General features: G+C 50.4%; 21 protein-coding genes. 10 read left to right on the top strand and 11 right to left on the bottom strand.

The genetic code is table 11. The annotated features are described in order from the left end of the window. Positions 1 to 4 precede the first annotated feature (4 nt). Positions 5 to 1003 carry a 3-dehydro-L-gulonate 2-dehydrogenase gene (gene yiaK, locus DY231_RS07210; protein WP_115627785.1) on the bottom strand — a complete coding sequence of 333 codons (999 nt, stop codon included), beginning with the start codon at positions 1001 to 1003 and terminating at the stop codon, positions 5 to 7. A gap of 228 nt (positions 1004 to 1231) precedes the next feature. Between yiaK and DY231_RS07205 the strand changes: the two genes are divergently transcribed. Beyond that, complete coding sequence (locus DY231_RS07205) at positions 1232 to 2041, top strand: IclR family transcriptional regulator (RefSeq protein ID WP_115627784.1); 810 nt, start codon at positions 1232 to 1234, stop codon at positions 2039 to 2041. 63 nt (positions 2042 to 2104) lie between these two features. On the opposite strand, the gene DY231_RS07200 is transcribed toward DY231_RS07205, so the two are convergent. The 4 genes from DY231_RS07200 to yieE all read right to left on the bottom strand — a co-directional run bounded on the left by DY231_RS07200 (position 2105) and on the right by yieE (position 6451). Beyond that, positions 2105 to 3580 carry an amino acid permease gene (locus tag DY231_RS07200; protein ID WP_034497009.1) on the bottom strand — a complete coding sequence of 492 codons (1476 nt, stop codon included), beginning with the start codon at positions 3578 to 3580 and terminating at the stop codon, positions 2105 to 2107. Between the two features lie 200 nt (positions 3581 to 3780). After that, positions 3781 to 4890, bottom strand: coding sequence for an SDR family oxidoreductase (locus DY231_RS07190; RefSeq protein WP_115627783.1), 1110 nt, complete (start codon positions 4888 to 4890; stop codon positions 3781 to 3783). A 125-nt stretch (positions 4891 to 5015) separates the two neighbouring features. Continuing rightward, entirely contained in the window at positions 5016 to 5306 is a 291-nt protein-coding gene (locus tag DY231_RS07185) for a Bor family protein (RefSeq protein ID WP_034497014.1), read from the bottom strand. 278 nt (positions 5307 to 5584) lie between these two features. Further along, positions 5585 to 6451, bottom strand: coding sequence for a DNA-binding transcriptional regulator YeiE (gene yieE, locus DY231_RS07180; RefSeq protein WP_034497016.1), 867 nt, complete (start codon positions 6449 to 6451; stop codon positions 5585 to 5587). A gap of 229 nt (positions 6452 to 6680) precedes the next feature. Between yieE and DY231_RS07170 the strand changes: the two genes are divergently transcribed. Together DY231_RS07170 and nfo are read left to right on the top strand one after the other, a co-directional pair. Then, a complete protein-coding gene (locus DY231_RS07170) occupies positions 6681 to 7730 on the top strand; it encodes a YeiH family protein (RefSeq protein ID WP_115627781.1) in 1050 nt (349 codons plus the stop codon). A 66-nt stretch (positions 7731 to 7796) separates the two neighbouring features. Then, positions 7797 to 8654: a deoxyribonuclease IV gene (gene nfo, locus DY231_RS07165; RefSeq protein ID WP_115631784.1), complete on the top strand. Its 858-nt coding sequence runs from the start codon at positions 7797 to 7799 to the stop codon at positions 8652 to 8654. Between the two features lie 77 nt (positions 8655 to 8731). Here nfo and fruA read toward each other — a convergent pair whose 3' ends face one another. The 3 genes from fruA to fruB are packed head-to-tail and all read right to left on the bottom strand — an operon-like array spanning position 8732 to position 12508. Beyond that, complete coding sequence (gene fruA / locus DY231_RS07160) at positions 8732 to 10423, bottom strand: PTS fructose transporter subunit IIBC (RefSeq protein WP_115627780.1); 1692 nt, start codon at positions 10421 to 10423, stop codon at positions 8732 to 8734. A gap of 16 nt (positions 10424 to 10439) precedes the next feature. Further along, entirely contained in the window at positions 10440 to 11378 is a 939-nt protein-coding gene (gene fruK / locus DY231_RS07155) for a 1-phosphofructokinase (RefSeq protein ID WP_115627779.1), read from the bottom strand. Beyond that, the gene (gene fruB / locus DY231_RS07150) at positions 11375 to 12508 is read right to left on the bottom strand and encodes a fused PTS fructose transporter subunit IIA/HPr protein (protein ID WP_115627778.1); all 1134 of its coding nucleotides are present in this window, start codon (positions 12506 to 12508) and stop codon (positions 11375 to 11377) included. The genes fruK and fruB overlap by 4 nt, the downstream gene beginning before the upstream one ends. A 370-nt stretch (positions 12509 to 12878) precedes the next feature. Between fruB and setB the strand changes: the two genes are divergently transcribed. Beyond that, complete coding sequence (setB, locus tag DY231_RS07145) at positions 12879 to 14060, top strand: sugar efflux transporter SetB (protein WP_115627777.1); 1182 nt, start codon at positions 12879 to 12881, stop codon at positions 14058 to 14060. On the opposite strand, the gene DY231_RS07140 is transcribed toward setB, so the two are convergent. After that, the gene (locus tag DY231_RS07140) at positions 14057 to 14311 is read right to left on the bottom strand and encodes a YkgJ family cysteine cluster protein (protein WP_115631783.1); all 255 of its coding nucleotides are present in this window, start codon (positions 14309 to 14311) and stop codon (positions 14057 to 14059) included. The genes setB and DY231_RS07140 overlap by 4 nt on opposite strands. A gap of 157 nt (positions 14312 to 14468) precedes the next feature. Here DY231_RS07140 and yeiP point away from each other — a divergent pair, with 157 nt between their 5' ends. Then, a complete protein-coding gene (gene yeiP / locus DY231_RS07135) occupies positions 14469 to 15041 on the top strand; it encodes an elongation factor P-like protein YeiP (protein ID WP_034497033.1) in 573 nt (190 codons plus the stop codon). A gap of 75 nt (positions 15042 to 15116) precedes the next feature. Here the strand turns inward: yeiP and DY231_RS07130 are convergent, their stop codons facing one another. Then, positions 15117 to 15581, bottom strand: a complete 465-nt coding sequence (locus tag DY231_RS07130; protein WP_115627776.1) for an Lrp/AsnC family transcriptional regulator — start codon at positions 15579 to 15581, stop codon at positions 15117 to 15119. Between the two features lie 164 nt (positions 15582 to 15745). On the opposite strand from DY231_RS07130, the gene DY231_RS07125 reads away from it, so the two are divergent. Then, complete coding sequence (locus tag DY231_RS07125) at positions 15746 to 16168, top strand: DUF2000 domain-containing protein (protein WP_115627775.1); 423 nt, start codon at positions 15746 to 15748, stop codon at positions 16166 to 16168. Positions 16169 to 16232: 64 nt separating this feature from the next. Here the strand turns inward: DY231_RS07125 and uxuA are convergent, their stop codons facing one another. Further along, positions 16233 to 17426 carry a mannonate dehydratase gene (gene uxuA / locus DY231_RS07120; protein WP_034497037.1) on the bottom strand — a complete coding sequence of 398 codons (1194 nt, stop codon included), beginning with the start codon at positions 17424 to 17426 and terminating at the stop codon, positions 16233 to 16235. 210 nt (positions 17427 to 17636) lie between these two features. Here uxuA and DY231_RS07115 point away from each other — a divergent pair, with 210 nt between their 5' ends. The 4 genes from DY231_RS07115 (at position 17637) to mepS (ending at position 21930) form a co-directional block, all read left to right on the top strand. Beyond that, positions 17637 to 19100, top strand: a complete 1464-nt coding sequence (locus DY231_RS07115; protein WP_115627774.1) for a mannitol dehydrogenase family protein — start codon at positions 17637 to 17639, stop codon at positions 19098 to 19100. A 112-nt stretch (positions 19101 to 19212) separates the two neighbouring features. Beyond that, positions 19213 to 20193 carry a CobW family GTP-binding protein gene (locus DY231_RS07110; RefSeq protein ID WP_115627773.1) on the top strand — a complete coding sequence of 327 codons (981 nt, stop codon included), beginning with the start codon at positions 19213 to 19215 and terminating at the stop codon, positions 20191 to 20193. A 41-nt stretch (positions 20194 to 20234) separates the two neighbouring features. Then, positions 20235 to 20933, top strand: a complete 699-nt coding sequence (locus DY231_RS07105) for a phosphatase PAP2 family protein (protein ID WP_115627772.1) — start codon at positions 20235 to 20237, stop codon at positions 20931 to 20933. A 430-nt stretch (positions 20934 to 21363) separates the two neighbouring features. Beyond that, positions 21364 to 21930: a bifunctional murein DD-endopeptidase/murein LD-carboxypeptidase gene (gene mepS / locus DY231_RS07095; protein WP_034497047.1), complete on the top strand. Its 567-nt coding sequence runs from the start codon at positions 21364 to 21366 to the stop codon at positions 21928 to 21930. Positions 21931 to 21984: the final 54 nt, after the last annotated feature.

The following is a 21984-nucleotide window of genomic DNA, read 5'->3' as shown; positions in this document are numbered from 1 at the left end:
TCCGCTACAGCGCTTTAATTCTCGCCCATACGCTGTCATCAATGGTGATGCCATCGCGACGGTTTTCGGCAAGGATGCGGGTAAATTCATGGCCAGGCAAACGCACCGCTTCGTCAGGATTAGCCCGCTCGGCGCTGGTGACGTAATCCACAATGCGTTGCAGTTTTGCGTCACGCGTTGGGCCGTCGATGAGTTTATCCACTTCAATGGCGATAAATATCTGTGAAATTCCATATTCGTCGCTGTTGTCTTCGGTAACTTCGGCCACGGATGCGCCGTTGGAAAGCAGCGTGGCAATCATATCGAGCACAATCGACAAACCTGAGCCTTTCCAGTAACCCATCGGTAAGATTCGACGGTTTTTCTCAACGATTCCCGGCTCACGGGTGAGATTACCTTCGTCATCAAAGCCGCCATCAACCGGCAGCTGACGCCCAGCCAGGCGGTTCACTTCCAGCATGCCGTAGGAAAACATCGACATCGACATATCCACCATGGTGATAGGATCGCCTGGGATCGCGACAATCAGCGGGTTGGTTCCGATGCGGCATTCTTTTGCGCCCCACGGCGGCATGACCGCAATGGAGTTAGTCCAGCAAATGCCAATGTAGCCCTGCTCCGCCGCCTGCCAGCCGTAGCTGCCACCGCGCATCCAGTGGTTTGCATTACGCAGAGCTACCAGGCCAATACCGTGATCGGAGGCCAGCGAAATCGCGCGATCCATCATTTTCTTCGCCGTCAGATTGCCAATGGATCGATGCGCGTCCCACTGTTCAATCGCGCCCAATCGAGTCACACAAGTAGGTATGGCATCAGGAATAATGTCGCCATTATCCAGCTGCTGAATGAAACGCGGGAAACGGTTAACGCCATGGGAATAGACGCCCGATTCGGTGGTCTGGGCAAACATCTGCGCGCACTCGGTGGCGGTTTGCGGCTCCACGCCTCGTGCCAGCAATACTCTTTCGAACTCCTGCTTTAACTGCTCAAAGGTCACTTTCATGCCTGACTCCCGGTTTTCTCACCATCAATGTGAGTGATTTTAGATCTGCATATTTCACTATGCGAAATCTGATTTCAAAAATATACAGTTCAAATTTTAACAAGTCAAAGCAGGAGCGTTTTTTAAAGATCATTGAAATCAATGTGTTAATATTTACGTGTTGAGATCGTGAACTGAAACACACTTTGCGCTACCATCAATGCGCGGCGAAATGACGGGAAGGAAGAGATGAGCGATAAAGAGAGTGACGTGAGCAAAGAAAAGGACAGACCGGCTGGCAGCCAGAGTTTATTCCGTGGCCTACAGCTCATTGAGATCCTCAGTAACTACCCCAACGGTTGCCCGCTGGCGCATTTATCTGAGCTGGCTGAATTGAATAAAAGTACCGTGCATCGTCTGTTACAAGGGCTACAGTCCTGCGGATACGTGACGCCTGCCCCTGCTGCGGGGAGTTACCGTCTGACGACAAAATTTATCTCGGTCGGGCAAAAGGCGCTTTCATCGTTAAATATCATTCACGTTGCCGCTCCGCATCTGGAAACGCTGAACATCGTTACCGGCGAAACGGTGAATTTTTCGAGTCGTGAAGACGATCATGCGATTTTGATTTATAAGCTCGAGCCAACAACCGGAATGCTGCGCACCCGGGCGTATATCGGCCAGCATATGCCGCTGTACTGCTCGGCAATGGGTAAAATTTATATGGCCTTTGGTCACCCGGAGTACGTCGAGAATTACTGGCAAACGCATCAGGATGAGATCCAACCGCTGACGCGCAATACCATCACCAGCCTTGAGCTGATGTATCAGGAGCTGGAGCAAATTCGCGAGCAGAAAATGGCGATGGACGCAGAAGAGAATGAGTTGGGAGTTTCGTGCATCGCGGTGCCGGTGTTTGATATTCACCATCGCGTGAGCTATTCGATTTCGATTTCGCTTTCAACGGCCAAATTGCGTCAGGTGGGAGAGAAGAAATTGCTTAAGCCGCTGCAAGAAACCGCCGCAGCGATTTCGCGGGAACTGGGGCTGAATGCCTGATTAGTGGGAAAACAGATGTCAAAAGGGCGCGATAATCGCGCCCTTTTCTTTTTACTTCGACTGTTACTGCTCGTTTTTAAACGTTTTCGGGAAAGTCATTTCGCTGTATTTCACGAAACGCGTTCCTTTAGTAATTTTGTAGCCCCACCAGATCGCCAGGAACAGCGGAATACCGATGTAAGTGGCAGTCACGCCAGCCCAGTCGATTTTATCGGCCAGGAATGCTTCGTAGTTCTGACCCAGAGTAATGATAAGGCACAGGACGAAGGCAAAGATTGGTCCCAGCGGGAAGAATCCAGAAACATACGGCAGGTCTTTAAGATCAAGCCCTTGCTTCACATAGCCACGGCGGAAACGATAGTGGCTAATGGCAATCCCCAACCAGGCGATGAAACCAGTCATACCGGAAGTATTCAGCAGCCACAGGTAAACGGTCTGGTTCCCGAACATAGAGGTCAGGAAGCACAGGCCCGCGACAACGGTTGTTGCGTACAGCGCATTGCGCGGCACACCACCACGGGAAAGCTTAGAGAAAATGCGTGGCGCTTTGCCGTCGCACGCCAGGGTGTAAAGCATACGAGTTGATGCGTACATCCCGGAGTTACCCGCAGACAATACCGCCGTCAGAATAACCGCATTCATGACAGCTGCCGCAGACAACAGGCCCGCGTGCTCGAAGACCAGCGTAAACGGGCTAACGCCGATGTCTTTCACATCATTACGCAGCAGGCTTGGATCGGTGTAAGGAATGATCAGGCTGATAATCAGAATCGCGAACACATAGAACAGCAGAATACGCCAGAACACCTGACGAACCGCGCGTGGAATATTTTTACCTGGATCTTCAGATTCACCCGCCGCAACACCGATAAGCTCAGTCCCCTGGAAGGAGAAACCGACTATCATCGCCACGCCTATCATCGCCGAGAAACCACCCGCAAATGGCGCATCGCCAATTGCCCAGTTACTCCAGCCCGCAGGTTGTGCACCTTTAAAGATGCCCAGAATCATCATCACGCCGACGGCGATAAACACGACCACGGTGACAACTTTAATCAGTGAGAACCAGTATTCTGCTTCGCCAAAACCTTTAACGGAAATGTAGTTGAGCAAGAACATGATGCCGAGGAACAGCGCACTCCAGATCCAGCCTGGGGTGTCAGGGAACCAGTAGTTCATCACCAGTTGTGATGCCACCAGATCAACCGCGATGGTTACTGCCCAGTTGTACCAGTAGTTCCAGCCTAGTGCGAAGCCGAAGCCTTCTTCAACGTATTGCTGCCCATAGGTGGCGAAAGAGCCAGAAACCGGCATATAAGCCGCAAGCTCGCCCAGGCTTGTCATCAGGAAGTACACCATCAGACCAATCAGCATATAGGAGAGCAGCGCGCCGCCTGGGCCCGCTTGAGAAATGGTTGCACCAGAGGCAACAAATAGCCCGGTACCGATGGAACCGCCGATGGCGATCATCGTTAAGTGGCGCGCTTTTAGCTCACGACGTAAGCCAGGCGCTTGTGTTGTTTTATCTTGAGAAACCATAGAAAATTGCGGTCCTTCCAAAAAATGAGGCGAGATTGTAGCAAACCAGTCTCATACATATAGTAGAAATACGCTGTTATAAGAGAGCTTCATGATCCGGGCCGGATTATAAGTAACGCACTTATGATATAGGCCAGAGAAAGGGTTATTGGGCGGGTTACGATGTGAGGGAATCCCTTCCCCACTGAGTTTGAAAGGGGTTACTTAAAATCGACCTTCATCAGCTCCGGAATACTAAAGTCGCGAGTGGTTTCCACGCAGCGGTTAATGTAGTCAACAAAACGAGGCGGCGGTGACATCCCCAAATCCAGCAGTTTTTTATTTGAGAAACGCACATTCAGCATTGAGAATTCACCGTATAAACGCATCGCTCTAAGCATGAGTCGTTCATTACACGGGCCATAAATAGTCTTGAATTCGCGGCGACCTTTAACCAGTTCACTGTAATCCACTTGCTGGTAGTGGGAAGAAATAGGTTGCTGATTCAATGCTGCGGCCATGGCTTTGTCGATTTCGATAAACTGCGTGCTGCCGGTATCACCTGCGGAAATATGGTAAACCGTTTCACTCAGTGCCGCGCTTTTGGTTAATAACAGCAAGGCTTCAGCGCAATAATCGACCGGGATAACGTCAATCTTATCTTCCAGAGAGCACATGAATTTCCCGAGCATCAGCGCCATGCGGAATACCCAAAAAATACTGCTCGATGGGCGACAACCTTCTTCACTGTGACCGACGACGATAGACGGGCGCGCAATCACTAAAGGAAGCTGCGGGCACTGTTCAATCATCAATTGTTCGATGGTGGATTTTGACCAGGTGTACTGGACCAGATGCTCTTCTTCAGGCTTGCGCGTCATGCTTTCAGTGACCAGCGTTCCGGCTTCAGGAACACATGACATTGCGGTTCCGACGTGCACAAAACGTACTAAGCCCGCCACATCGGCCATGCGTTTGACGAATTTCAGCGTGCCTTCGACATTCACTTTCCAAATCAGTGCGTTATCGCCAAAGGAGGCAACTGCCGCAGAGTTAATAACATGAGTTACGCCAGAAAGTCGTTTGTCATTCAAAAAGTCTTCTGAATAAGCTAAATCACCGAGTAAAATATTACGTTCGTTTATTTTTGTGAGTAAGGTTTCACTGCAACCAAATTTAGCGAGGTTATTTCTGATTCTTTCTACGCCCTCTTTTTCAGAGTTTGCCCGAACCAGTAACAAAATGGATTCAATCGATGTATCGGAAAGTGCACGTGCTAATACGGCCCCGCCCAAAAAACCGGTGGCACCGGTAATAAACAGACTCTTCATGATAAAAACCCTTGAGTTTAAAAACGCCATCCTAAATGGCGATATATAAACGGCGAGTCAATCAAACCACTGATAAAAAACTTAATGAGAAAATAAAAGCCAGTATTAATCACTGGCTTTATATTTTATTTAGAGCAATATACGCGAGCTTCGCGTGGGGTATAAATCCCGAGCGTGACAACACGCAACAGCACATCCATACCTGATTCCTGAACTTCAGTGCGAACCACTTTATCCGCACCACCGCAGACCTGAGCGGCGTCAATCGTCTGTGTTTGCCCTAAGCCCTGCACGAAGAATGCCTGTTTAACTTCCTGAGTCGGCTTTTCTGCAATATCATGTTTAATGGTAAACGTTTGTTGCGCGCAGCCAGCTAACGCCATAGAAGCAACGACTGCAATGAGTAACTTTTTCATAACAACCCTATATATTATAATTGAATTCCGGCACAGCTTCGCATTGCACTTTTATATATGCAATACGAATAACAGCGACTTATCTTTTATTTAATTACCGTTTGAAATTCGTTTATATATGAGCTTGCACAAACAATAATACCGTTATACCGGAGTAACGACAATGATGCTAACAAGTTAAATATCAATCATTAAATAATAAAGTTAAACAATGAATAAGCCTGTCGACCAGACCAGGATTATTCTTATGATTCCAGATATTAATCTGCTAAAAATAATTATTCATCGCAATACTTCAAAAAGCGCAGCAATGCATTAGAAATGTGTTTCTGACGATGGTGAATACGGTATAGCGTGCGCACCAGGCGCGGCAGCGGCACCGGAACTTCCACCAGCGAACCGCTTTCCAGCTGTTCGGCAATCACTCTGCGCGATAAGCAACTAATCCCTAAGCCATGGCGCACCGCGTGTTTGATCGCTTCTGAATTCCCCAGCTCCATGCCGAGATGAAACTGCGGCAAATGTGAAAGCAGCAGGTAATCGACGATTTCACGGGTACCGGAGCCTTTTTCACGCAGGATCCACGGTTGTTTTGCCAGCGTGTCCAGCGTGACGGGTTGTTGTAATAACGGCGCATCTGGTGGTGCAAATACCACTAACTCGTCTTCCAGCCACGGCTCTGTCACCAGTTCGGTCATGTGGCTTGGGCCTTCAATCAGGCCGATATCAACCCGGAAATCCGCCACGGCGTTAATCACGTCCTGGCTATTGCCGACGCTCATTTCGAGGGGGAGCGTGGGAAAATCACGGCGATAATGGGCAATCATTTCCGGCAGTATATAGTTGCCAATAGTGCTACTGGCAAAAACACGAATCGCGCCGTTGTCTTCTTTAAATAGCTGTTCGACTTCGATTGCCTGCTCCAGCAAACCCACCACGCGCGGATACAACAAGCGGCCATGTTCGTTGACCACCAGCCGCTTACCGACCCGGTCAAATAATTGCACGCCCAACTGCCCTTCAAGATCGGACAACGCCGCACTCACCGCCGACTGCGACAGCGCCAGCATTTGCGAAGCCTGAGTAGTTGAACCGCTTTTGAGCACTTCGGCGAACACTTCAAGTTGCCGCAGAGTGATATGCATAGTGGACACGCCTTAACACTTATTCAGATTAATTATAAATATATAATCAATTTTATTTTTAAGCCAGCAGGACTTATTCTTTTGCCAATACAGCCAAAATAATTCGAGTTGCAGGAAGGCGGCAAGCGCGAGAAACCCGATGAGCTTACGCCGGTAAGTGATTCGGGTGAGCGCGTGCAGTCAACGCAGCTGCGGCTTGAAGTATGACGGCTATACAAAGGAGAAGGTTATGGCTACGTTATCAATTCCCACTCATCGACATACATTGTGGCACTTTCTGCCGGGGCTTGCGCTGGCAGGCGCAATTACAGCGTTAGCGCTGTGGCTGGGCAATATTCCGTCCGTTGCGGGCCTTGGCCTGGGAGCACTGACGCTCGCTATTTTGTGCGGGATGGTGATTGGCAACACGCTCTACCCGAAAATCTGGCAGCACTGTGATGGTGGCGTGCTGTTTGCCAAGCAGCATTTATTGCGCCTGGGGATCATTCTGTATGGTTTTCGACTGACGTTTTCACAAATTGCCGACGTCGGTGCCAGCGGCGTGATTATCGATGTTCTGACATTAACCAGCACTTTTGCCCTCGCCTGCTGGCTGGGTCAAAAAGTGTTCGGGCTGGATAAACAAACCAGTTGGTTAATTGGTGCAGGTAGCAGCATTTGTGGTGCGGCAGCGATTCTGGCAACTGAACCGGTGGTTAAAGCCGAGGCCAGTAAAGTGACGGTCGCCGTCGCAACGGTGGTGATTTTCGGTACGCTTGCTATCTTCATTTATCCAATGATTTATCCGTATGTCACACAGTGGTTCACCCCGGAAACCTTTGGGATTTACACCGGTTCAACCATGCATGAAGTGGCGCAAGTGGTGGCGGCGGGCCATGCTATCAGCCCTGAAACTGAAAACGCAGCCGTGATTGCTAAAATGCTGCGCGTGATGATGCTGGCTCCGTTCCTGATTTTCCTGGCAGCACGCGTTAAACAGCTCGCTCCAGCCGGTCAGGCACAGAAAAGCAAAATCACCATTCCATGGTTTGCAGTGCTGTTTATTGTGGTGGCAATGTTTAACTCGTTGCACTTGTTGCCAGCATGGGCAGTTAATGCCCTGATTACACTGGATACTTTCTTACTGGCGATGGCGATGGCGGCGTTAGGTTTGACCACGCACTTCAGCGCACTGAAAAAAGCTGGTGTGCGCCCACTGCTGATGGCACTGGTGCTGTTTATCTGGCTGATTGTCGGTGGCGGCGCGATTAACCTCGGCATCCACCATTTAATGGCCTGATATTTCCTCCTGAACCCGCTATCATTGTTCGTTTCCCGGTAGCGGGTTTTGACAGGAGAAAGAATGATGAAGTTTATTGGCGCGCATGTTAGTGCCGCAGGTGGTCTGGAAAATGCCGCAATTCGCGCACACGAGCTGGAAGCCACTGCTTTTGCCCTGTTCACCAAAAACCAACGTCAGTGGCGTGCAGCACCGTTGACCGAAGAAGTGATCACCCATTTCAAACGCGCCTGTGAAAAGTACAATTACGGTCCGGGCCAAATCCTCCCCCACGACAGTTATCTGATTAACCTCGGCCACCCGGTTGAAGAAGCGCTGGAAAAATCTCGCGAAGCTTTTATTGATGAGATGGAACGCTGCATGCAGTTGGGTTTGACGCTGCTGAACTTCCATCCCGGCAGTCATTTGATGCAAATCCCCGAAGAAGAGTGCCTTGCGCGCATTGCGCAGTCGATCAACATCGCGCTGGATAAAACCGAAGGCGTAACGGCGGTGATTGAAAACACCGCGGGCCAGGGCAGCAATCTCGGGTTCCGTTTTGAACATCTGGCCGCCATCATTGATGGTGTGGAAGACAAATCCCGCGTCGGGGTTTGTATTGATACTTGCCACGCTTTTGCGGCGGGTTATGACTTGCGGACCGAAGCCGATTGCGAAAATACTTTCGCTGAGTTCGACAAAATTGTGGGTTTCCAGTATCTGCGCGGTATGCACCTTAACGACGCTAAAAGTGCTTTTGGTAGCCGCGTCGACCGCCATAACAGCCTGGGTGAAGGGAACATCGGCCATACGCCGTTTGCCTGGATCATGCGCGATAACCGTTTCGACGGTATTCCGTTAATTCTGGAAACCACGAATCCGGATATCTGGGGTGAAGAGATTGCCTGGCTGAAAGCGCAACAGCATGCAGAAGCTGCCGCATAAGCAAAAAAAAGCTCCCGGTGGATGCCGGGAGCTTGCTATTTTTGTCGGATGACGCTGCGCTTATCCGACCTACGGAACTATGCCGTTTTAACCGCTAATTCAGTTTCAGAACGCTTCAGGAAGGCATAAGACAGACCCGCCAGCAGTGTTCCTGCCACAATCGCAATCAGATAACCCACAACCGGGGTAATTGCACCTGGAATTAACAGCACAAACAATCCGCCGTGTGGCGCCATCAGTTTAGCACCGACCGCCATGGAGATTGCGCCAGTCACCGCTCCGCCAATGATACAGCACGGTAATACACGCATTGGGTCACGTGCGGCGAACGGGATTGCCCCTTCGGTGATAAAGCACAGACCGAGAACCATCGCTGCTTTACCGCCTTCTTGCTGCGCTTTGTCAAATTTACGACGCGCAACCAGCGTTGCCAGACCCATTGCCAGCGGTGGCACCATGCCTGCGGCCATAATGGCGGCCATCGGGGCGTAAGTTTGGGTACTCAGCAAACCGACACCAAATGCGTAAGCCGCTTTGTTTACCGGCCCGCCCATGTCAGTACACATCATGCCACCGAGGATTGCGCCCAGCAGAACCGCATTCGCCGTGCCCATGGTTTGCAGCCAGTGAGTCAAACCTTCGAGGATTTTCGCAACTGGCGTACCAATCAGGTAAATCATCGCAAGCCCTACAATCAGGCTGGAGAACAGCGGGATAATCAGGATGGGCTTCAACGCTTCCATACTGGATGGCAGTTTCAGCTTAGTACTGATCAGCTTCGCAATATAACCTGCGAGGAAGCCCGCAATAATCCCGCCGATGAAACCAGAACCGGTGCTCACCGCCAACATACCGCCGATAAGACCCGGCGTCAGACCCGGACGGTCAGCAATCGAGAAAGCGATGTAACCTGCCAAAACCGGAACCATCAGCGCAAAGGCTGAACCACCACCGATTTGCATCAGAGCGGCTGCTAATGTGCCTGGTTCTTTAAACGCTTCGATACCAAATGCAAACGACAGTGCGATACACAGACCACCCGCGACAACCATCGGCAGCATGAACGAAACGCCCGTCAGCAAGTGGCGATAAGCGCCCGCAGACTCTTTCTTCCCTTCTGTAGCACCGGCAGCACTCTGCCCTTTCGCTTCGAAAGGCTTAGCTTCAACAACGGCTTTATCCAGCTCTTGTGCCGTTTTCTTCAGCGCCAGACCCGTTGAAGTGCGATACATCGGTTTCCCGGCAAATTTCGCCAGGTCCACTTCGATATCCGCCGCAACAATCACTAGATCAGCTGCTGCCACTTCTTCCGGAGTAATCGCATTCCCCGCGCCTACAGAGCCGCGTGTTTCTACTTTTACCCACCAGCCACGTTTTTTAGCTTCGGTTTCAATGGCTTCTGCCGCCATAAAGGTATGCGCAACACCCGTTGGGCACGCCGTCACAGCGACAATACGCTTCGGCCCTTTCGCCAGTTCAACCGGGGCTGCATTAACAGGAGCGGTGTAAGGCTTCGCTTTGTCTTTTGCTTCACCTAAAAACAGTTCCGGGTGCTGAACTGCGCGGTCGATATCACCCAAAAAGACCTTTTTGCCATTCAGCGCGCTATCGGCAGGAATGGCGGTCCCTACAACGATGGCCATTTCAGCATCGTTTGGATTGTCGATAATTTGCAAGCGTGCTTTAGCCGCAGCGCTTCCGAGCAGCGTTTTCGCGAGATAGGCGCGAGCTTGCCCAAGACCTGGTTCGATAATCAGCAGCGTTTTCATTGTTCCTCTCCTGCTGTCAGTTAAAAGGTTTCAGATCAACACGGGCCATCATGGCCGCCAGTTGAGGACGGTCGGTGATACCGACATTGCTCTGGCTTACTGCCAAAGCGGCGACGGCGGTCGCAAGGCGTAGGGTATGTTCGCTGGACTCGCGCATTAACAGGCCATAGATAAGTCCGCCTACCATGGAATCCCCGGCACCTACGGTGCTGACGACTTCACAAGCTGGCGGTTTTGCAATCCATTCACCGGATGCGTTAACCCACAGCGCACCCTCGGCACCCAGGGAGATCACCACGTGTGCGATCCCCTGTTCACGCAGGGCGTGAGCGGCTTCAATCACATCTTTCATTTCTGGTAATTTACGACCCGCCCAGATCTCCAGCTCGCGGCGGTTGGGTTTCACTAACCACGGAGCGGCTTTCAGGCCAGCGACTAATGCTTCGCGGCTGCTGTCGAAAATGATGCACGGGCATTGGCTGCGCAGACGCTTCATCCAGTCGGTGAACGCTTCCGGAGAAACGCCTGCCGGCAAGCTGCCGCTGACGCAAACCATGTCAAACTGGCCAAGCCAGCTCAGGGAATCGGCAACAAAGCGTTCCCAGTCTGCCGGGGTCACTTCAAAACCTGAGAAGTTAAAGTCGGTCACTTCACCGTCTTTTTCCGTCAGTTTTACGTTGATACGGGTGCGGCCCTGTACCACCTGGAAACGGTTGGCAATGCCCAGCTCACTGAACAACTGTTGGAATCCGTCCTGGTTATCTTTACCGAGGAAACCACCCACGGTGACGTCGATGCCTAAATCTTTCAGTACCTTAGCAACGTTAATACCTTTACCTGCGGCATGCAGGCCGGTGGTACGCACCAGGTTCACTTCCCCGCGTTCAACTTCCGGGGTGTAACCCACTAAATCGTAAGCCGGGTTCAGAGTAATTGTTGCGACGCGACGACTCATACAGCCCCCTCACCAAGACCGGCAGCAACCGCTTCACCGATAGCTTTCAGCGCAAGTTCAGCATCATCACCCTGAGCGGTGAAACGCAGGTGGTGGCCTTTTTTCACGCCCAGCGCGACGACTTTCATCAGGCTACGACCATTGGCCGGTTTCCCGCTGCCATCAAGGTTTGTCACGGTAATCTCACTATTAAATTGTTTGATGGTATTCACCAGCACCGTACCAGGACGGGCGTGCAAACCATGTTCGTTACGAATCTGGAACTCGGCGCTCAGGCTGTTTTGCGTGACGGCTTCATCACTGGTCAGCAGCGTCAGCAACTCTGGCGCATCTGCGTTCAGCAACCGGTCAGCCGTGTTGTTGATCAGCATGTCGCTCAAGCGATTAAGAACTTGCAAAGGTTGGTCGTCGGCCACTGCCACCGTCATCAATAGCGATACCGGTTGGCCTTCAGCTTCAAATACAGAAGCAGGACGGCTGATAGCCACAGCACTGGCGAGATTGCCTTCGGTGCTGTCATTCAGCCAGATACCCTGCCCCAGATAGAGCGGTTTGCTGGAAACTACATCGCTGACGAATGCCGCATTTGCAGCACCCGCCTGTTTAATACGCCCGGCATTCAATGCTTGCAGCGTCATCAGGTCGGTTGCGGTCACATCCAATGCCAGTAAGGAGTTATCAAACAGCAAAGATGCAGACTGTTTTTCGCCCATCAGCAACGCACGCAGCTCTTCTGCTGAAGTTGCGGTTTTGAGTTGTTCAGCAACGTCGTCATCACTCAGCACATGCGTCAGCTGACGCAGTAATCCAAGGTGCTCGTCAGAACTCGCGGCGATACCAATAGCGACATAGGCAGTTTGGCCTTCGCCCCACTCGATTCCTTGCGGAAACTGGAATACTTGCACGCCAGTTCTCAGCACCAGATCGCGGGTATCAGTAGTGCCATGTGGAATGGCAATGCCGTTGCCAAGGTAAGTCGAAGTTTGCAGCTCACGGGCCAGCATACCTTCAACGTAGCCAATGCTGACGTTCCCGGCCTGCGCGAGCGCAGCGGCAACCTGACGTATGGCTTCTTCTTTATTCCCGGCGCTTGCGCCTGGGTGGATGTCTTGTACAGATAACTGGAACATGGTTCTCCTCTCCTGCTGAATTGAAACGATTCAGCTGCAATGAGAAAAAATGCGCCATCCCACTCCTGATACAAAATAAGACGACGCTGAAACGTTTCAAGGAGTGTGATGATTCCCCGCGGATCAGGCAAGAGTTGTTGTGATTTCGTTACCGAAATTTAGAGGTTACGCACATTTTCGCCGCGTCTAACGCCGCAAAAGTGAGCGATATCACAGAGCTTTCAGCACTCCTTTATTGAGCGTCAGCTTTTGCTGAACATAAAAAGGAACGGCGTTTTATCTATTCGTGTCGCTTTTGATTTGAACAACTGTTTATTTTCTGACAAGGCGCGTAAACTCCGCGCGTTCATTAATAAGCGACTCCGAGAGAATGCAAAACTCCCCCATAGCGGCAACCCGTAAGCCCCTTGATATCACTTCTTCTGCCTTTTTGATTGTAGCTTTTTTAACCGGAATTGCGGGGGCATTACAAACCCCGACTCTGAGTTTGTTTCTGACTGAAGAAGTGCATGTCCGTCCAGCGATGGTCGGTTTCTTTTTCACCGGTAGCGCCGTCATCGGTATTTTAGTCAGTCAGTTTTTGGCTGGCCGTTCTGACCGCAAAGGCGACCGCAAATCGCTGATTTTTGTCTGCTGCTTATTGGGCGCTCTCGCCTGCGTGCTGTTTGCCTGGAACCGCAACTATTTCGTGTTGCTGTTTGTCGGTGTATTCCTGAGTAGCTTTGGCTCGACCGCCAACCCACAAATGTTTGCCCTTGCGCGCGAACACGCCGATCACACGGGTCGCGAAGCGGTAATGTTCAGCTCTATTTTGCGTGCGCAGGTTTCGCTGGCATGGGTGATTGGCCCGCCTATCGCTTACGCACTGGCGCTCGGTTTTGGCTTTACCACCATGTATTTATGTGCGGCTTTCGCGTTTGTGGTGTGCAGCGTGATGGTGCGGCTGCTTTTACCGTCGATGCGTAAAGAAGGAATGGCGAAAACCACCAAACTTGAAGCACCACGCCGTAACCGTCGCGATGCCCTGCTGCTGTTTGTCGCCTGCACCATGATGTGGGGCTGTAACAGCCTCTACATCATTAATATGCCGCTCTATATCATTAATGAATTACATCTGCCGGAGAAACTGGCGGGCGTGATGATGGGAACCGCAGCCGGGCTTGAAATCCCAACCATGCTGATCGCCGGATATTACGCCAAACGCTTTGGTAAACGTTTCCTGATGCGTATTGCGGGCGTCGCTGGCCTGCTGTTTTACATTGGGCTGCTGACGATACACAACGAATATATGCTGCTCGGCCTGCAACTGCTGAATGCGATTTTCATCGGCATTCTGGCCGGTATCGGCATGCTCTATTTTCAGGATTTAATGCCTGGCCAGGCCGGTGCCGCAACAACGCTTTATACTAATACCACGCGTGTCGGCTGGATTATCGCAGGCTCTATGGCAGGTGTGGTGGCAGAGATCTGGAATTATCACACTGTGTTTTATATCGCGCTGGGCATGATAGCTATCACTGCGTATTGCATGGCGAGAATAAAGGACATTTAAGGCGCGGTCGCCGCTTCGAGATAAATCAGGTAGTCCATTGCCTGCTGGCGCGTGGTGCCGCACATTTCGCGGGACGCTTGCAGGCTGGCGCATACCTTTGGTCGCAACGGCGAAGTAAAGATTTTACAGCGCATATCCGCGCCGAGCTGAACGCAAATTGTATTGGCAGGTTTGCCATTGGGCATGCCCGGAATCGGGCTTGATACAGAAGGCGCGGTACAACACGCGCCGCAATCGGGACGGCAGTCCATCATCAATGCTCCGGTGGGCTGACAAGAGCCAGGACTGTAGCAGTAGTGACGTAGCTTTACTATGTCGATTTATCCATTAAATCCGCTTGCCTGAAATGCGCCTCGCGAGTAATTTGACGCAATATTTTCGCTCCTCAATTTTTTACAGGAAACTTCGATGCCAAGAGCTAATGAAATCAAAAAGGGTATGGTACTGAATTACAACGGCAAGCTGCTGATTGTTAAAGATATCGATATCCAGGCACCTAGCGCCCGTGGCGCAGCAACGCTTTATAAAATGCGTTTTTCTGATGTCCGCACTGGACAGAAAGTTGAAGAGCGCTTCAAAGGCGATGACATCGTCGACACGATTACCCTCACCCGTCGTTACGTTGATTTCTCTTATATCGATGGCAACGAATATGTGTTCATGGATAAAGAAGATTACACCCCGTATATCTTCACCAAAGATCAGATTGAAGAAGAGCTGCAATTCATCCCTGAAGGCGGCATGCCAGACATGCAGGTTCTGACCTGGGATGGCCAACTGCTCGCACTTGAACTGCCGCAGACTGTGGACCTGGAAATTGTTGAAACGGCACCTGGCATCAAAGGCGCGTCAGCAAGCTCCCGCACCAAGCCTGCAACGATGTCTACTGGGCTGGTGATTCAGGTTCCAGAATATATGGTGACAGGTGAGAAGATCCGTATTCATATCGCTGAAAAGCGCTCTATGGGTCGCGCAGACTAATCAGTATTTTGCGGTTTAACCGACAGATATCAAACCCGCTGCGGCGGGTTTTTATTTTGGGCAAACATATTTCTGCTATTTCTTAATCGGATAGCTAACCAGCGGTTTGATCTCCTTGAGCACAAACATACTCTGCATTTCTTTAATCCCTGGTAAACGACGGACTACTGACATGGCAAAATCCGCGTAAGAATCCAGATCGCGCGCCACGACCTGCAATAAGAAATCGGCATCGCCACCGATGCTGTAGCACGCAACCACATCCTCAAGTGCTGCGACTTCCTCTTCAAACTTCTTCGCTTCTGATTCACTGTGGCTGTCTATGGTTACACGAACGAACACCATTACTGCCAGGCCGATTTTGCGACGGTTAATTACTGCACGATAACCCTGAATCACTTCGTCTTCTTCAAGCTTGCGTATTTTTCGCCAGCAGGGTGAAGCGGATAACCCAATGGAATCGGCCACAGACTGGTTCGTCATGCGAGCATCGCTTTGTAAGAGAGCCAGAATCTTTACATCTGTTGTGCTTAAGGCCATTAGGTCAGATCCTTTTAATTTTAGGTAATTAATGGGTTAATCCTGCCTTATTTCGTGCATTTTTCAAGCTATTTAGACAGCATTTTCCCGCGAGCTTCCTGCATTATATTGACCACAAAGAGCGACTCCATGAGCCATTCCAGATTCCCCCGCGAGGATAAAATATGAAGTTCGACGCCAGCCAACATCGAAGCACAATTATTATTGATAAAGACCTAAGTCCTGGGCTTGCCATCAACGCCGCCAGCGTTATTGGTATGAGTTTCGGCCATACGGTGGAAAATCTGGTCGGTCCTGACATGCAAAGTGCAGATGCCGTCAATTATCCTGGCGTTATTTATGCCCCTTTGCCGATCCTGCTGGCACCCGGAGCTTATATACTGGAACTGCTCAACATTTCTGAAGCAGACGAAGAGATTTATACGATGCCCTTCAGCGCTCTGGCGCAGTCATGTAAGACATATGATGAATATGGGGAACGCATTTCTGCTGTATTGAGCAATAACATTGAACTGGTCGCAATCGGGTTAATTGGACCGAAGAAAAAAATCACCAGGCTCACGGGTAACCTGGGTCTGTATAAATAGGTCTAAATTGCAGCCATAAAAAAACGCGCCAGAAGGCGCGTTTTTGACATCAATAATGTTCAGCTTACTTCAGCAGATCCGGGAACATCGTCTGTTTCAGAGCCAGTTCCACGCCACGTACTTCAGCCAGACCTTTCAGGCGGCCAATCGCTGAATAGCCTGGGTTGGTTTTCTTGTGCAGATCGTCAAGCATCTGATGACCGTGATCCGGACGCATTGGGATCGGACGCACGTCACCGGCGTTTTTACGACGCTGTTCTTCAGTCAAAATCGCTTTCACTACCGCAACCATGTTCACATCACCTTGCAGGTGCGCGCCTTCATGGAAGGTTTTCGGGTTATCTTCACGGCACGTTGCGCGCAGGTGAGTAAAGTGAATGCGATCGCCGAAGGTTTCAATCATCCGCACCAGGTCGTTATCAGCGCGAACGCCGTAAGAACCCGTACACATGGTGAAGCCGTTATAAATGCTGTCGACGGTTTCTTTCAGCCACTGCATATCTTCAATGGTTGAAACGATACGCGGCAGGCCCAGAATCGGACGCGGTGGATCATCCGGGTGAACCGCCAGACGCACGCCAACTTCTTCGGCTACGGCAACAATCGCACGCAGGAAGTACGCCATGTTTTCACGTAATTGATCTTTGCTGATGCCGTCGTATTCCGCCAGGCGTGCGCGGAATTGGTCAAGGGTGTAACCCTCTTCCGCACCAGGTAAACCAGCAATGATATTGCGGGTCAATTTTTCTTTTTCGGCATCGGACATATTGTTGAAGTAGTCCAGCGCCTGACGCTGCTCTTCTTCGCTGTAATCCGCTTCAGCACCTTTGCGCTTGAGGATGTGCAGCTCAAACGCCGCAAAAGCAATCTGGTCAAAACGCAGGGCTTTTGAACCGTCTGGCAATTGGTATTCCAGGTCGGTACGCGTCCAGTCCAGAATCGGCATGAAGTTGTAGCACACGGTGTCGATGCCGCATTCAGCCAGGTTACGAATGCTCTGCTGGTAGTTGGCGATATGCTTATCGTAGTCACCGGAATGCGTTTTGATTTCTTCATGCACCGGAATACTTTCTACCACGGACCAGGTTAGCCCTTTCGCTGCCAGCACAGCCTGACGCTCTTTGATGTCGGCAACCGGCCAGACTTCGCCATTTGGGATGTGATGCAGAGCAGTAACGACACCGGTCGCGCCCGCTTGACGCACATCATCCAGAGATACCGGGTCTTTTGGGCCGTACCAACGCCATGTTTGTTCCATCGACAGTTCCTTAGTTAAGTTGTCATACCAATTCATGAATGCTGTATTGCTGACTACCATACCGGATTCTTCTATCCGGTCAAATTTTGCGGTGATATTGGTTGATCCAGCTCACATTAAAGGGATAAAGGCAGCACACCAATTTAATTTGTTGTCATATAACTTTAGACTGAGCCATGTTACTAATTGGTTAACCAGGATTTGCATTTTATGAACACAATTGCTTCAGTCACGTTACCTGCCGACATTCAACAGCCTAATTATGACCGCCAGGCTTTAAAAACCCGCATCGTCCATTTTGGTTTTGGTGCGTTTCACCGCGCACACCAGGCGTTGTTGACTGACCGGGTGCTCAATAAGTTAGGCGGTGACTGGGGCATTTGCGAAATAAGCCTGTTCAGCGGCGATAAGTTAATGAGCGCGCTGCGGGCGCAGGATCATTTATATACCGTGCTGGAAAAGGGTCGCGACGGCAATCAGGCGATTATTGTCGGTGCGGTTAACGAGTGCCTTAATGCAAAACTTGATGGGCTGGACGCGATTATTGAAAAATTCTGCGAACCCCAGGTCGCGATTGTGTCTCTTACCGTGACTGAAAAGGGATATTGCATCGACCCGGCAACCGGAAAGCTTGATAGCAATAACGAACGCATTATTCACGATTTGCAAAATCCGACTGAGCCCCATTCCGCACCGGGTATTCTGGTTGAAGCCCTGAATCGCCGTCGTGAACGTGGCCTGCGTCCGTTCACCGTGCTGTCCTGTGACAACATTCCTGATAACGGCCATGTGGTGCGTAACGCAGTCATTGGTATGGCGGAAACGCGCAGCCAGGAATTAGCCGACTGGGTCCGCGAACATGTGACCTTCCCAAGTACCATGGTCGACAGAATCGTGCCTGCGGCAACGCCCGAGTCGCTACAAGAAATTACTGATGTATTAGGCGTTGAAGACCCATGCGCAATTTCTGGCGAGCCATTTATTCAGTGGGTGATTGAAGATAATTTTGTGGCAGGCCGCCCGGCGTGGGAAGAAGTCGGCGTAGAAATGGTCGAAGACGTGATGCCGTGGGAGCAAATGAAACTTCGTATGCTCAACGGCAGCCACTCCTTCCTGGCTTATCTTGGCTACCTCGCGGGATACCAGCATATTAATGACTGCATGGCCGACGCGAATTTCCGCCAGGCAGCACACCGTTTAATGATGCAAGAGCAGGCACCGACGTTACGTGTCACCGGCGTGAGTTTGCCGCAGTATGCGCATAACTTGCTTGAGCGCTTTGATAACCCGGCGCTGAAACACCGCACCTGGCAAATCGCGATGGACGGCAGCCAGAAGCTGCCGCAACGCATGCTGGAGAGTGTCCGCTGGCATTTACAGCAGGATGACGAGTGGCCATGCCTGGCGCTGGGAATTGCCGGATGGATGCGCTATGTCAGTGGCAGCGATGATGCCGGGAACGAGATTGATATTCGCGACCCGCTGGCGGCGAAAATCAAAACGCTGGTCGAAAACAGCACCGATGACGAACGCGTCAACGCCCTACTCAGCCTGCACGAAATCTTTGGCAGTGACTTGCCATTGAATGAAGAATTTGTAACACGCGTCACTTCCGCCTGGAATGAATTATCAGCCACCGGCGCGCGCGCAGCGGTAGCAAAACTTGTCGATTAATATCATCAAAATGTCTTCATAAGGACATGAAGACCGTTCACGCTTCAATTTTTGGTCAATGTCGTTCAGGATAGGGAAACTTAAAAATTCAGTTAACCTGTCCGGAGCACCTGTGACTAAAACCAACTTAATTACCGGGTTCCTCGGTAGCGGAAAAACCACCACCATTTTGCATTTGCTGGCCAATAAACCTGAACATGAAAAATGGGCGGTGCTGGTCAACGAATTTGGTGAAGTCGGCATCGACGGCGCGTTGTTAGCCGACAGCGGCGCATTACTGAAAGAAATCCCCGGCGGTTGCATGTGTTGTGTGAACGGGCTGCCGATGCAGGTCGGCCTGAATACTTTGCTGCGCCAGGGCAAACCTGACCGCCTGCTGATCGAACCCACCGGCCTCGGTCATCCGAAACAAATTCTCGACATGCTCACCGCCGAAGTTTACCAACCGTGGATTGAACTCAACGCGACGCTGTGTTTGCTGGACGCACGCCAGTTGCTGGACGAACGCGCAGTAAATAATGACAACTTCCGCGACCAGCTCGCCGCCGCCGATATCATCATTGCTAATAAAGAAGACCACGCAAGCGAAGAGAGCCGGAGCGCCCTGAGCGAATGGCTACAACGTGAAGGTGGTGAACGTGAAGTTATCAATGCACAGAACGGCAACATCGATATTAGCCTGCTCGATAAACCACGGTTGAACCTGCGCGAGCTGCCATCCAGCCCGGAACACAACCATAGCCATGCTGCGGCACGTGGGCTTGCCGCCCTCAGTTTACCTGAGCATCAACGCTGGAGACGCAGCATTAATAGCGGCCAGGGCTATACAGGCTGCGGCTGGATTTTTGATGCAGACACACTTTTTGACACAGTGGGTATTCTGGAATGGGCTAGACTTGCTCCCGTTGAACGCGTGAAAGGAGTCCTGCGCATCGCTGAAGGTTTAGTGCGCATTAATCGCCAGGGACAGGATTTTCATATCGAGACGCAGAACGTTGCTCCGCCAGATAGCCGTATAGAGTTGATTCATAGCGGTGAAGTGGACTGGAACGCGTTACAAAACTCGTTGTTGAAGCTACGTTTAAGTTTGTAAGTCTACCCTTTCACCTTTGTTAAAAGATTTTGTGGTTTTGCATGAATAATATTCGACTCCCCCTGATCCTGGTGCTTAACGCCCTGGGATTAGCATTATTTTTTAGTTGGTATCTGCCTGCGGGCCATGGTTCATGGTTCGTGCTTGATTCCGGGATCTTCCATTTTTTCAACCAGGCACTGGTTAAAAGCCGCGCCTTTCTGGAACTGGTGGCAATAACCAATAACCGGGTGTTTGATGGTATTTCACTCTTAGCCATGGGTTCGTTGTTTTTCTGGTATTGGCGCAAAGAGTCCGCAATCGGTCGTCGTCGCATGGTGATCATGGGAATTGTGATGCTATTTTGCGCAATTATCATTAATCAGCTCGGCCATTTAATTCCGGAATCTCACGTCAGCCCGACGCTTTATTTCACCGATATTTATCGCGTCAGCGAATTGCTGCATTTCCCCACTAAGGATGCTTCGTCAGACAGTTTCCCTGGCGATCATGGATTAATGCTGCTGATTTTCACCGGTTTCATGCTGCGATATTTCGGCAAAAAAGCGTTTGCCATTGCGGTAGTAATTTTCCTGATCTTCATGCTGCCGCGCGTGATGATAGGCGCACATTGGTTTACCGATATCTTCGTTGGCTCGTTATCAGTGGCGCTTGTCTGTTTGCCATGGGCATTATTGACCCCATTAAGCGACAGGTTAATTAGTCTGCTGGACCGATATTTGCCGGGAAAAAAGAAATAAATAAGCAACATCTTATAAACATCATTTCATGTTAAACATCAGGGTTCGGAAACGTTCACTGATGTTTTTTTATCCAGGGTAGTTGAAAGGCTAATATTTAACCTTCCACCTTCTCCAGGCAAATGAACCACCTGCACCTGGAAACACCAATTTTGCTTAACAACTGCGCAATATTTCCTATTGTCTTTTAACATCACAATTTCTTATAAAAAAACCTTCAAAAGCTCTCGCCACACCAGTGTTGATAGGGTAATCTCGGATACGTTTTGTGCTTTAAGCCAATACATTCGCAGTGTGAATAAATTTGTGCGTCATGCCACAGTTTTGCTCTTAAGCAATTGTTTCATGGAGCCCAGGTAATTAGTCTCGTCACGTTGGCATTTTGTATAACGATATTTATCGTTAAGGACACCAAGGGATAACAAACATAATGGTCAAATCTCAGCCTATTTTGAGATATATCTTGCGGGTAATTCCCGCCGTTGCTGTGGCAGTAATGCTGTCAGCATGTAGTTCGACAAACACAGCAAATATGCATTCTGAGCAGCATGCAGTCGGCAATAAAGATGGTTTTTTACTGCAAGCTTCTCAGGATGAATTCGAAGAGATGGTCCGTAATGTAGATGTGAAATCACGTCTCATGGATCAATATGCAAGCTGGAAAGGCGTTCGTTATCGTCTTGGTGGCAGCAATAGAAGTGGAATTGATTGTTCTGCATTCGTGCAGCGTACATTCCGCGAACAATTTGGTTTAGAATTGCCTCGTTCAACTTCTGAACAGCAGGATTCAGGTAAATCAATTTCACGTAGTAAATTACGTACGGGTGATTTAGTTCTGTTCCGCGCAGGTTCAACGGGTCGACATGTTGGTATCTACATCGGTAATAATCAGTTTGTACATGCTTCCACCAGCAGTGGTGTGACGATTTCAAGCATGGACGAGCCGTATTGGAAAAAGCGTTATAACGAAGCGCGCCGTGTATTGAGCCGCAGTTAATGCACTGATTGCAGACAGTTACTCCCTTGGCCGTACTGCAAAAAAAGCAAAACA

This window comes from Buttiauxella agrestis (assembly GCF_900446255.1).
Lineage (GTDB): Bacteria > Pseudomonadota > Gammaproteobacteria > Enterobacterales > Enterobacteriaceae > Buttiauxella > Buttiauxella agrestis.
Note: the sequence above shows the minus strand (reverse complement) of the source record. Positions and strands in the feature narration are given on the sequence as shown.